Source organism: Arthrobacter sp. STN4 (genome assembly GCF_024539665.1).
GTDB lineage: Bacteria > Actinomycetota > Actinomycetes > Actinomycetales > Micrococcaceae > Specibacter.
In genome coordinates this window covers 1-11,914 of the sequence record NZ_JAKZGX010000047.1, presented here as the reverse complement: position 1 = coordinate 11,914, position 11,914 = coordinate 1, and the positions used below count along the sequence as shown (strand labels likewise).

11 protein-coding genes are annotated in these 11,914 nt (G+C 66.8%); 5 read left to right on the top strand and 6 right to left on the bottom strand.

What is annotated here, in order from left to right:
* Window positions 1–95: 95 nt before the first annotated feature.
* A complete protein-coding gene (locus tag MMF96_RS18825) occupies window positions 96–1,130 on the bottom strand; it encodes an ABC transporter substrate-binding protein (protein ID WP_256884412.1) in 1,035 nt (344 codons plus the stop codon).
* A 185-nt stretch (window positions 1,131–1,315) separates the two neighbouring features.
* On the opposite strand from MMF96_RS18825, the gene MMF96_RS18820 reads away from it, so the two are divergent.
* Window positions 1,316–1,927, top strand: a complete 612-nt coding sequence (locus MMF96_RS18820) for a TetR/AcrR family transcriptional regulator (protein ID WP_176615171.1) — start codon at window positions 1,316–1,318, stop codon at window positions 1,925–1,927.
* Window positions 1,928–1,954: 27 nt separating this feature from the next.
* Here MMF96_RS18820 and MMF96_RS18815 read toward each other — a convergent pair whose 3' ends face one another.
* Both MMF96_RS18815 and MMF96_RS18810 read right to left on the bottom strand, forming a co-directional pair.
* The gene (locus MMF96_RS18815; RefSeq protein ID WP_256884411.1) at window positions 1,955–3,097 is read right to left on the bottom strand and encodes a glutamate--cysteine ligase; all 1,143 of its coding nucleotides are present in this window, start codon (window positions 3,095–3,097) and stop codon (window positions 1,955–1,957) included.
* Window positions 3,098–3,441: 344 nt separating this feature from the next.
* Window positions 3,442–4,677, bottom strand: coding sequence for a class I SAM-dependent methyltransferase (locus MMF96_RS18810; RefSeq protein WP_256884410.1), 1,236 nt, complete (start codon window positions 4,675–4,677; stop codon window positions 3,442–3,444).
* A gap of 525 nt (window positions 4,678–5,202) precedes the next feature.
* On the opposite strand from MMF96_RS18810, the gene groES reads away from it, so the two are divergent.
* The 3 genes from groES to guaB all read left to right on the top strand — a co-directional run bounded on the left by groES (window position 5,203) and on the right by guaB (window position 9,007).
* Window positions 5,203–5,499: a co-chaperone GroES gene (gene groES / locus MMF96_RS18805; protein WP_176615174.1), complete on the top strand. Its 297-nt coding sequence runs from the start codon at window positions 5,203–5,205 to the stop codon at window positions 5,497–5,499.
* A gap of 98 nt (window positions 5,500–5,597) precedes the next feature.
* The gene (groL, locus tag MMF96_RS18800; RefSeq protein ID WP_256884409.1) at window positions 5,598–7,205 is read left to right on the top strand and encodes a chaperonin GroEL; all 1,608 of its coding nucleotides are present in this window, start codon (window positions 5,598–5,600) and stop codon (window positions 7,203–7,205) included.
* A gap of 287 nt (window positions 7,206–7,492) precedes the next feature.
* Window positions 7,493–9,007 (top strand): IMP dehydrogenase, encoded by a 1,515-nt coding sequence (gene guaB / locus MMF96_RS18795; RefSeq protein WP_256884408.1) that lies wholly within the window; start codon window positions 7,493–7,495, stop codon window positions 9,005–9,007.
* A gap of 101 nt (window positions 9,008–9,108) precedes the next feature.
* On the opposite strand, the gene MMF96_RS18790 is transcribed toward guaB, so the two are convergent.
* The 3 genes from MMF96_RS18790 to MMF96_RS18780 form a co-directional block, all read right to left on the bottom strand.
* Complete coding sequence (locus MMF96_RS18790; RefSeq protein ID WP_176615177.1) at window positions 9,109–9,726, bottom strand: hypothetical protein; 618 nt, start codon at window positions 9,724–9,726, stop codon at window positions 9,109–9,111.
* 71 nt (window positions 9,727–9,797) lie between these two features.
* The gene (locus MMF96_RS18785) at window positions 9,798–10,085 is read right to left on the bottom strand and encodes a hypothetical protein (RefSeq protein ID WP_256884407.1); all 288 of its coding nucleotides are present in this window, start codon (window positions 10,083–10,085) and stop codon (window positions 9,798–9,800) included.
* A 24-nt stretch (window positions 10,086–10,109) separates the two neighbouring features.
* The gene (locus MMF96_RS18780; protein ID WP_256884406.1) at window positions 10,110–10,289 is read right to left on the bottom strand and encodes a hypothetical protein; all 180 of its coding nucleotides are present in this window, start codon (window positions 10,287–10,289) and stop codon (window positions 10,110–10,112) included.
* 282 nt (window positions 10,290–10,571) lie between these two features.
* On the opposite strand from MMF96_RS18780, the gene MMF96_RS18775 reads away from it, so the two are divergent.
* Window positions 10,572–11,696, top strand: coding sequence for a GuaB3 family IMP dehydrogenase-related protein (locus MMF96_RS18775; RefSeq protein ID WP_176615179.1), 1,125 nt, complete (start codon window positions 10,572–10,574; stop codon window positions 11,694–11,696).
* Window positions 11,697–11,914: the final 218 nt, after the last annotated feature.

Sequence of the window (11,914 nt, the reverse complement as noted above, 5' to 3'; positions counted from 1 at the left end):
TGGGACAAGGAGGCGGAACGTTCCATACGGAATGGCCAACAAAATTGAGACAGTTCCTACCCCATCCGTCTCAATTTATCTGGCCTCTTCCCACGTCAACATGGCCAACTAAATTGAGACAGGACAGTCAGCCACACGGCGAACTCGAGGGCCTCGCGGGGGTGCCTGCTGTTGGCGAGCACGGCCGCCGTGGAGCCGCCGAGGTAGCTGGAGCCGTATCCGGAGGCGCCCCAGGTGGGCATCCTGGCGACCTTCCACTTGCCCTTGCCGCCGCTGATGCCTTCAATGAGTGCATCCGCCCAGCTGGCCGAGGTGAGGGAGGCGATGCCGCCGCTGCCCGCGGCCGCGAACCAGCCGGGGGAGTAGGCGCCAAAACCGGTCTGGACCAGGTCCTTGTCAATGGCGGCGTCAAAGAACCGGGCCACGGACAACGTGGCGTCGTCGGTCATGTTGATGACCCAGCCGTCCTGGTCTGCGCGGAACCACCGGGCCCCGGCCTGCTGGGCCAGGGAGGTGAAGAAGCTTGCGTCGCCCAGCGGGAAGCAGTCCAGGTAGCTCTTGGCCTTGCGCAGCTCGGCGGCGACGGCGGCCCATTCCTCCCACGTTGCCGGCGCCGTGGCGCCCACCTTGTCCAGGACGGCAGGCTGGTAGAACAAGGCCATGGGGCCGGAGTCCTGGGGGATGCCGTAGACGCCGTTGGCGTAGCTGACCTGGTTCCACAACGTCTTGTCATACCGGGAGGCAAAGTCGCCGGCCCCGTAGCGGTTAAGGTCCACCAGGCCGTTGACCATCATGAAGGACGGGATGACGCCGAACTCGACCTGGGCCAGGTCCGGCCCGCCGCCGGCCGCCAGGGCGGAGTACAGCTTGGGGTAGCCGCCGCTGTTGCCGCTGGGGATCCACACGGTCTTGACCTGGATGCGCGGGTTGGCCGCGTTCCACAGGTCCGCCACGGGCTGGAGGTCCTTGAGCCAGGACCAATATTCAATGGTCACCGTGCCGCCTGCTGCGGGAATGGCGGGCGCGGCATTGATGGATGTTGTTCCGGGCGTGGCACAGCCCGACAACAGGCCCAGTGCGGCAGTTCCCAAACCGGCCCGCAACAGCTGCCGTCGTGTTGCCTGCTTCATCGTCGTGGCACCTCACTTCGTCATGTGGGTGCACGGGCCGGCAGTGGCATGTTTCGGGCCTTTCGGCCTTCGGGCCGGTGTCCGCGCATCCTTTTCGGGGGGATTGGGGAAAAACTACCATAAATTTCGAGTAGTTACTCGAATTTGACGTGGGGGAACCGCCGCGTGGGCTAAGCTGACATGCCATGAGCACCCCAATGGCGGCCCGCCCGGCCAAGCGCGGCCCCTATGCGAAGTCCAGGCAGCGGCGGGAGAGCATTGTCCAGGCCGCCCACGAGGTGTTTGCCGCGCACGGCTACCGCGGCGGGTCCCTGCAGGATGTGGCGGACAAGGTGGGAATGAGCCAGACCAGCCTGCTGCACTACTTCCGCTCCAAAAGCGAGCTGCTGCTGGCCGTTCTGCACTGGCGCGACTCAATCACCGGCGACGGGCAGCCCCGGGACCCGGAGGAGACGCTGGTGGACGCCGTGGTCCGCCAGGCGCGCTTCAATGAGACGGTGCCCGGCGTCATCGAGCTCTACACGGTGCTGTGTGCCGAGTCCATCACGGACAACCATCCCGGGCTGGAATACTTCACCGGGCGCTACGAAAAGCTGCGCGCCAGCTACCTGCGCGCGTTTTCCGCGCTCGCAGACGAAGGGCGGCTGCGCCCCGGCGTCGACCCTGAACGCGCCGCCGCGAGCCTGATCGCCCTGTGGGACGGGATCCAGACCCAGTGGCTGATGGCGCCCGAGCGCGTCGACATGGCGGGGTGCCTGCGCGACTACCTCGAGCTGGTGGTGCTGCCGGCCGGCTGAGGCCCGGCGGGTGGGCCCCGGTGGGGACTAGTTCCCGGCCATCTCCGCCACGAGTTCACGCACGACGGCGCGCAGGTCGCCCCGGTGCGCCTCGGCGACGCGGCGCTGGCGCTGGTAGCTGGCCCCGCGGGCGATGATGTCCTCGACGCCGGCAAGTTCCTTGGCGCAGCCCAGGCGTGCAGCCACGGGCTCCAGCTTGTTCAGCAATTCCACGGTGTGTTCGGTGACGAGCTGTTCGCGGCCGGCGGCGTCGAGGATGATGATGGCCTCCAGGCCGTAGCGGGCGGCGCGCCACTTGTTCTCCTGCACGTGCCAGGGCGGCATGGTGGGGATGGTGCCGCCGTCGTCCAGGGTGGTGGAGAAATCATGCACGAGGCACTGCGTGAGTGCCGCGATGGAGCCGATTTCGGCCAGGGTGGACATGCCGTCGCAGATGCGCATCTCGATGGTGCCCAGGCCCGCCACGGGGCGGATGTCCCAGCGGATTTCATTGGCCGCGTCAATGACCCCGGTGGTGAACATGTCCTGGACATAGGATTCGTAGGCCGCCCAGTCCGGGAACTGGAACGGCAGCCCGGCGGTGGGCAGCTGCTGGAACATCAGGGCCCGCTGCGAGGCGTAGCCGGTGTCCTCGCCGTTCCAGAACGGGGACGACGCCGAGAGCGCCTGGAAGTGCGGGAAGTAGTTGACCAGCCCGTCCAGCACGGGCATGGCCTTGGAGACATGGTCCAGGCCGACGTGGACGTGTACGCCGTAAATGAGCATCTGGCTGCCCCACCACTGGGTGCGGTCCACGAGCTTGGCGTAGCGTTCCTTGTCGGTGACCGGCTGCTTGCGCGGGTTGCTGAACGGGTGGGTGCCGGCGCTGAGCAGTTCCAGCCCCAGCGGCGCCGCCGCATCGCGCAGGACGTTCAGGTTTCCGCGCAGGTCCTCGCAGCCCTCGGCAACGGTGTGGCTGACGCCGGTGACCAGTTCCACGGTGTTTTGGAGCATCTCGCCCTTGATGTGGGGGTGCTCGCCGCCGTCCATCGTCCCGGGGTGGGCCGCTTCGATGTTGGCAAAGACCTCGTTGGCGCGGGCGGCCAGTTCGCCCGTTTCCTTGTCCACCAAGGCAATTTCCCATTCCAGGCCCAGCGTAGACTGCTCGGACTGTGCGAAATTTATTTTCACTTCGGGCGCCCCCTTTTGGCATGTGGTGGAAGTGTGCGCAAAGCGGCGAGGGTGCCGGCTGCCTTTACGATTGTAGTTCAGGCGGCCGGGCGCAAGGGCTGGATGCCGATTGTGAACAAGCCCACGCCCGCAAGTCCGGCACCCCCACCCAACGCTCGGTTGCAACCGGGGCTGTTTGGCCGGACCCTCGGTTGCAACCGGGGGCCTTTTCACCAACCCTTTCGCAGTTCCGCCGTGGCACACGGAGTGCCTGGAAGTTGTGTAGGGCTTCATTTCCGCGAAGTGGGGGAGCATTGGGGTTTGGTGCCCCGGTTGCGCGGGAGCGTTTGTTGGTCCGGCGTGGGCTAGCGGGTGCGCGCGCTGTCCACGGGACCAAACGGCTCAACCACGACGGCGACCCTCTCCTCGCCGATCCGCGTCAGGACCAGCGTGGCCTTGTTGGGCCCCTTGCCGGAACCCGTCAGCAGATGGCGGCGCAGCTCCTCGGGGGTGACGGACACGCCGCGCTTCTTGATGTCCAGGACACCGATCCGGTTGGCCTTCACCCAGCTTTTGAGCGCCTTGACGTTGAACGGCCTGACCTCCAGCACCTTGTACGCGCGGGCAAAAGGTGTCTCGACGGGCTCGCTGGCGCACAGGTAGGCGATGTGCGGGTCCAGCAGGTGGGCGCCGATGGTGCCGGCCAGGTCCGCCACGAGCCCGGCTCGGATCACGGCGCCGTCGGGCTCGTAAAGGTAGCCGGCCACCGGGCCGGTTTCCACGTCCTGCGCTGCCGGGTCGAAGGCCGTGCCGCTGGTCAGCTCTGCGCTGCCGTGCGGGCCGATGACCAGGGCGGCGCGGCGCACGCCCGGGCGGGCCAACGCGTTGAAGTACAGGCCGGCCTCCACCACGTCGCCGTTGACCGAGACCCACTGGGCTTCCGCCGTGGCGGGCACGGCGTCGTGGGGAATGCCCGGCCCCATCTTCACGCCCACGGCCTTGCCCGAATCGGCCAGCCGTTCCACAAAGGACAGCGGCGGGGAGAAGGCCTCCGGATCGAACAGGCGCGTGGTGCCGGAGGTGCTGGTGGTGCGTCGGGCCGGGTCCAGCCAGACGCCGTCGATCCCGTCCAGCCCAAAGTCCTCCGCCTTGGCACACACCACGGTGGCGTGCGGAAACGGCATGAGGTTCACGGTGGCGCAGGCGGCGGTGAGCTCGTCCATTTCCACGGCCGTGACAGCGAGGTCCAGGCTGGCCATGGCCAGCGAGTCGGCCCCGATGCCGCAGCCGAGGTCGGCCACGGTGGTGATCCCCGCCGTCGTAAACCGCTGCGCGTGGAGTGCGGCAATGCCCAGCCGGGTGGCCTGTTCCAGGCCTGTCTGGGTGAAGAGCATTTGGCGGGCAAATTCCCCGAACTTGGGCTCGGCCTTCGCCCGCAGGCGGGACTGCGTGAGCGCTGCGGCGACGAGTCCCGGGGAGTGTCCGGCCTTCCTCAGCGACTCGTTGAGCGTGAGCGCATCGGCGTCGGAATACGGGCCAAGGGAGGACAGCAGTTCCCAGCCGTCGGCGGTCAGGAGCGGTGAAATTGCGTCGGTGGCCATGGGTAGATCGTATCCGCCGGGGCCGGGGTGGTGGTCACCGCCGGCCATGGGGCACGGACAAGTGCGGCCATGAGGGGTGCCCAGACACCGTCGCGGAAACATGATCCTGGGCGTTGCATGGCGTCCACTTGTAAATGGAGGAATCCGCTGCCGGAAAGCCGGCGGAGCACCAACGTGGACCAGGCGCCGAACCAGTCCCGCCTGCCGTTTACTGCCGGCAGTCCCTGCGGACCCGGCGGCACGCCAGCCGCACCCTGCGCCTGCCGGCGCGCCCGCCCGGGGTGCGCCCACAGCGAAACCCGGCCTGCCGGCGTCGTACTTTTACACGGTTTGCTGGCACTCGCCTTGACCGAGTGCTAACTCATTCAATAGAGTCAGGGTTAGCACTCTCACCCTGAGGGTGCCAGCACCTTGGACTCTTGGCCTGGGGATCATCACCGGCACCGCGACGACGGTTGGTATCCCGCCTGGGCCAGGCGTCCTTGAGCCATCCAAAGAATTTACTCATGTGAAGGAGAGGTCCGAGTGTCGGTCTCTATTAAGCCTCTTGAGGATCGTATTGTTGTCCGCCAGCTCGAAGCAGAGCTGACCACCGCTTCCGGCCTGGTCATCCCGGACACCGCCAAGGAAAAGCCCCAGGAGGGCGAAGTTGTGGCAGTGGGCCCCGGCCGCGTTGACGACAACGGCAACCGCGTTCCGATCGATGTTGCCGTCGGCGACGTCGTCATCTACTCCAAGTACGGTGGAACCGAAGTAAAGACCGGCGGCGAAGAGCTGCTGGTGCTTTCGTCCCGCGACGTGCTGGCCATCGTCGTCAAGTAACCACTTTGTGAAAGCCCCGCACCCGGGACCCCCGGGGATCGAGCCTGTCTGGATCCATTGGGTCTGGGTGCGGGGCATTTGCGTGAAAGGACAAACACATGGCTAAGCAGCTTGAATTCAACGACAGCGCACGCAAGGCGCTGGAGGCCGGCATCGACAAGCTGGCCGACACCGTCAAGGTCACGCTCGGCCCGCGCGGCCGCAACGTGGTGCTCGACAAAAAATGGGGCGCCCCCACCATCACCAACGACGGCGTCACGATCGCCCGCGAGGTGGAGCTGGAAGACCCCTACGAGAACCTTGGCGCACAGCTGGCCAAGGAAGTTGCCACGAAGACCAACGATGTTGCCGGCGACGGCACCACCACGGCCACCGTCCTGGCACAGGCCCTCGTCAAGGAAGGCCTGCGCAACGTAGCCGCGGGCGCGGCCCCGGGCGAGCTCAAGCGCGGCATCCAGGTTTCGGTTGAAGCCATTGCCAAGCGCCTGCTGGAAAACGCACGCCCGGTCGAGGGCGGACAGGTGGCAGAGGTTGCCGCCATCTCCGCGCAGAGCCAGGAAATCGGCGACCTGCTCGCCGAGGCCTTCAACAAGGTTGGCAAGGATGGTGTCATCACCATCGAGGAGTCCTCCACGACCTCCACCGAACTGGTCCTCACCGAGGGCATGCAGTTCGACAAGGGCTACCTGTCCCCGTACTTCGTCACCGACGCGGAACGCCAGGAAGCGGTCATGGAAGATGCGCTGATCCTCATCAACCAGGGCAAGATCTCCAACCTGCAGGAATTCCTGCCGCTGCTGGAGAAGGCGCTGGCTGCCGGCAAGCCGCTGTTCATCATTGCCGAGGACGTGGACGGCGAGGCCCTGTCCACGCTGATCGTCAACCGTCTGCGCGGCACGCTGAACGTGGTGGCCGTCAAGGCGCCCGGCTTCGGAGACCGCCGCAAGGCCATGCTGCAGGACATCGCGATCCTCACCGGCGCCCAGGTTGTCTCCCCGGAGATCGGCCTGTCCCTGGACCAGGTTGGCCTGGAAGTGCTGGGCACCGCCCGCCGCATCACGGTCACCAAGGACAACACCACCATCGTTGACGGTGCCGGCACGTCCCAGGACGTCGCCGACCGCGTGGCCCAGCTGCACGCCGAGCTCAAGCGCACCGACTCCGACTGGGACAAGGAAAAGCTCCAGGAACGGCTGGCCAAGCTGGCCGGCGGCATCGGCGTGATCAAGGTTGGCGCTGCCACCGAGGTCGAGCTGAAGGAAAAGAAGCACCGCATTGAGGACGCCGTGTCCGCAACGCGTGCGGCCCTGGAAGAAGGCATTGTTGCCGGTGGCGGTTCCGCCCTGGTGCAGGCCGCCAAGGCCCTTGACGATGACGCTGCGGTTGCCGCCCTGACCGGCGACGCCGCGACGGCCATCGAGCTGGTCCGCAAGGCTGTTGCCCAGCCACTGCGCTGGATTGCCCAGAATGCCGGCCACGACGGCTACGTTGTGGTGCACAAGGTGGGCGAGCTGGAGGACGGCTCCGGCTTCAACGCGGCCACCGGCGAGTACGAGAACCTGATCGGCGCCGGTGTCATTGACCCGGTCAAGGTCACGCGCTCGGCACTGCGCAACGCCGCCTCCATCGCGGCCCTGGTGCTCACCACCGAGGTGCTCGTGACGGACAAGCCGGCCGAGGACGAGGAAGCCGGCCACAGCCACTGACCCGGGCCTGACGGCATCTGACACCGTTCCCCGTTTTTGCGCCCGTTCCACCGGGCGCGGAAACGGGGGACGGTGTCATTTTTTGTTTCCGGGGCCGGACCGCGCCGGGGTCCCCCACCCTGCCGGGACAGGGCAGTCCGGGTGTGCCCCAGTCCACTGCATCGGCGGGGAATAGGGCCGTGGACTGTTTCGTTTTACACTGTAAACAACGCACAGACCAGCCCCGTAATCACGGGCTGGCCATCGGATGCACACCCCACCGGTTCTACCCCCGCCAAGGAGCCTTCGTGTCCCAGCCTGAAATTCATGATCCCTTCGCCTTTGTTGGCCTGACGTACGACGACGTCCTCCTCCTTCCCGGCCACACGAACGTCATCCCGTCCGAGGCAGACACGGGCTCGCGCGTTTCCAAGCGGATCACCGTGGCAACACCGTTGCTCTCGGCGGCCATGGACACCGTGACGGAGTCCCGCATGGCAATCGCCATGGCCCGGCAGGGGGGTCTGGGCGTGGTCCACCGCAACCTTTCGATTCAGCGCCAGGCCGAGGAAGTGGACCTGGTCAAGCGTAGCGAGTCCGGCATGATCACCAACCCCGTCACGGTGGGTCCGGACGCCACCCTGGAGGAACTCGACGAGCTGTGCGCCCGCTTCCGCGTCTCCGGCCTGCCCGTGGTCGACCGCGACGGCCGCCTCGTGGGCATCGTCACCAACCGCGACACCGTGTTCATCCCGGACAGCGAGTACCCGAGCCGCCGCGTCCGTGAAGTCATGACGCCGATGCCGCTGGTGACTGGCCGCGTGGGCATCAGCCGCGAGGACGCGTCCAAGCTGCTGGGCCAGAACAAGATTGAAAAGCTGCCCCTGGTGGACGATTCCGGCTTCCTGCGCGGGCTGATCACCGTGAAGGACTTTGCCAAGGCCGAGCAGTACCCGATGGCCACGAAGGACGACGGCGGGCGCCTGCGCGTCGGCGCTGCCATCGGCTTCTTCGGTGACGGCTTTGAACGCGCCATGACGATGGTCGACGCGGGCGTGGACGCCCTGTTCGTGGACACGGCCAACGGCCACAGCCAGGGCGTGCTGGAAATGATCGCCAAGCTCAAGGCCGACCCCGCCGCCGCCCACGTGGAAATCATCGGCGGCCAGGCCGCCACCCGCGAAGGTGCCCAGGCGTTGATTGACGCCGGCGCCGACGGCATCAAGGTCGGCGTCGGGCCCGGTTCCATCTGCACCACCCGCGTTGTGGCAGGCGTGGGCGTCCCGCAGATCACCGCCATCTACGAATCCGCCAAGGCTGCTATTCCCGCGGGCGTTCCGCTGATCGCCGACGGCGGGCTGCAGTACTCCGGCGACATCGGCAAGGCGCTGGTGGCCGGCGCGGACACCGTCATGCTCGGCTCGCTGCTGGCCGGCACCGCCGAATCCCCGGGCGAGCTGGTTTTTGTCAACGGCAAGCAGTACAAGACGTACCGTGGCATGGGGTCGCTGGGCGCCATGCAGTCCCGCGGGAAGAACACATCCTACTCCAAGGACCGCTACTTCCAGGCGGACGTTTCGGGTGACGACAAGCTCATCCCCGAGGGCATCGAGGGCCGCGTGGCCTACCGCGGGCCGCTGTCCTCCGTGGCCTACCAGCTGGTGGGCGGGCTGCGCCAGACCATGTTCTACGTCGGTGCACCCACCATCCCCGAGCTGAAGGCGCGCGGCAAGTTTGTCCGCATCACCGCGGCCGGCCTGAAGGAATCCCACCCCCACGACATCCAGATGACCGTCGAGGCCCCGAACTACCTCACCAAGTAGCGCCAGTCCCGGACGGGACCTGCCGCTTTGGGCTTACAGTTGTTGCCCCAAAACCCAAGGGTTTTGGGGCAACAACTGCCTCCTCGACTGGACGGACAGGCTCAGCCGCCGAGGGCGGCCTCAAACCGCTGCAGGGCAGCGTCGGAGGCAACGGTTTCTTCGGTGAATTCGGATTCGCCGCCGGAACGCAGGGTCCAGTCGCCGGATTCGGCTGCGGCCAGCTGGGCGATGACCGCGTCCTGGCCGATGCGGACACGCTTGACGACGGCCGTGGCGGGCAGGCCTTCGGCCGCGCCGGCCAGGTATTCGCGGCACAGGTGAAGGCCAAGGGCCAGCATGGCGGGGCCGGATTCGATGGGCTGGATCTCGTGCACGCCGAACGGGCTCAGGGTCAGCAATACGGCACCCACGTTCGAACCGGCCGTAAACAGCACATGCTCGGTGGTGGGTGTCGTGAGGGCGATTTCCAGCCATTCCTGGGCCTGTGACAACACGGTTCCGACGACGGCGCACCGTTCGACGGGGACGATGCGTTCGCCCTGCGCCTCGGCCAGCCCGCGAACCAAAAGGGTGGTCAGCCCGGCATTTTGGAGCAGTTCATTGCCGGCGTGCTGGTCCAGCCGGAACAGTTCCATGGTGGTGGCCGCTGATTCCGTGGGCGTCATGGACAGCAGGGCGAGCAGTTCGTGGTCGGTCATGCGCAGTTCGGATTCGCTCATGCGCCTAAGCCTATCGGCCGAGGGGCCCGGCCGAGCGGAGCGCGGGCGGGGAGGCCGAAAGGCGCCATCAGTCACGGTGCGGGGCTGGCCCGGCCCCGCACGCCTTCGGCAAGTTTGGCACGGCGCAGCCAGCTCATGAACCTCGGTGCGGTTGACAGCAGGCCCTTCGGGCCGGCCTCATAAATCTTGAGCCCGCTGGCGAGGCCCAGTGCGCTGGCCGTGAGGCCGGCTCCGGTGTTCCAGGAGGCCAAGTTCAGGCCCAGCTGGTTCTCCGGGGCCCCGCCCAAGGTCCAGCCCGGAACCAAAGGATCCCAGATGGAGGGGCGGCCGCCAGGAGCCGGTCCACCCGCGCCGGGCACGCCCGCACCGGAGGCCGCACTGGCTTATTCCTGCTCAATCGCCTGGGCCACCAGGGTCGACGGGTAGCTGGCTAGCGAGTTCCCCGCGGAACGCAGCTGCGGGCGCATCGCGCTGTCCCATTGTGAACGGAATTTGTCACTGTCGGGGCCGTTCCACCGGGCATGGGAGATGACGGTGGCCAGGGTTGAGGGCAGGTTCTTCAACGTGACCTGAGGATTCCATGGTCGTGGCCAGTGAACGGAGTTCTTCCGGCGCCGCGCCGACCATGCCGCCAGTCATGTTGGGCCCCGCCTTCGTGAAGTCTTGGTTGGAGTCGTGCATGCGATTAGGTCCAGCGCATGTCGGCATCCGCCCGTGTGCGAAGGGGAGGTGCCACCAGCGGCTGCTCACGGTTCGCCGCCGTCGGGCCGGACGACCGGTGAAGGGATGGAGGCTTTGAAGGGGGCTTTGAAGGCGGCGGGCCGGGCTGGGATAGGCTAGGGGACGTGACTTATGAGATTGAGATCGGCCGTGGCAAGCGTGGGCGTCGTGCCTACTCGTTGGATGACATTGCGATTGTCCCGTCGCGAAGGACACGCGACCCCAAGGATGTTTCCGTCAAGTGGCAGATCGACGCCTACCAGTTTGAGACGCCCGTCATCGGCGCGCCCATGGACTCGGTCATGTCGCCGGAAACCGCCATTGCGCTGGGCAAGCTCGGCGGATTGGGCGTCCTGGACCTCGAGGGCCTGTGGACGCGGTACGAGAACCCGCAGCCGGTGCTGGACGAGATTGCCCAACTTGAAGGCTCTGTTGTCGATCCGGAGTCCACGCTGCGCATGCAGCAGCTGTATAGCGCGCCGATCCAGCCCGAGCTGATCACGCAGCGACTGGCGGACATCCGTGCGTCGGGCGTTACTGTTGCCGGTTCGCTAACGCCGGGGCGCACGCAGGAGTTTTACAAGACCGTGGTGGCGGCCGGCGTCGATATTTTCGTGATCCGCGGGACCACGGTTTCCGCCGAGCACGTCTCGAAATCCACTGAGCCGCTGAACCTCAAGCAGTTCATTTACGAACTTGACGTGCCGGTCATTGTGGGCGGCGCCGCCGGCTACACGCCGGCGCTGCACCTGATGCGCACAGGTGCCGCCGGCGTGCTGGTCGGCTTCGGCGGCGGGGCATCCACCACCACCCGCCGCGCCCTGGGCATCCGCTCGCCCATGGCCAGCGCGATTTCCGACGTTGCCGCGGCGCGCCGGGACTACATGGACGAGTCCGGCGGCCGCTACGTGCACGTGATCGCCGACGGCGGCATGGGCTCCAGCGGCGACATCGTCAAGGCAATCGCCATGGGTGCCGACGCCGTCATGCTCGGCGCCGCGCTGTCCCGGGCGGCAGAGGCGCCAGGCCAGGGATGGCATTGGGGTGCCGAGGCGCACCACCAGGAACTGCCTCGCGGACACCGCGTGAAGATGGGCACCGTGGGCACGCTGGCAGAAGTGCTGCACGGACCGGCCCACACGGCCGACGGCGCTTCCAACCTGATCGGTGCGCTGCGCCGCTCAATGGCCACCACCGGCTACTCGGACCTGAAAGAGTTCCAGCGCGTCGAGGTGCTGGTTTCGCCGTAGCTTTTTAGTGGTTTTGAGCGCCCCGGTTCTCCTGAGAACCGGGGCGCTTTTTGCGTTTGCAGCCAAAATTTCCCACGGACGGCGGTGGCTGGACGGCCTTAGCAGCCGGTGCCGTGGGGGTTTTCGTTGCAGTTGTCGGCGTAGTTGTGGGTGACGGCGCGCCAGACGGTGAGGGGCAGGGGTGGTGAGGGGATGTGGCCTTGGCCGGGGATGGGGAG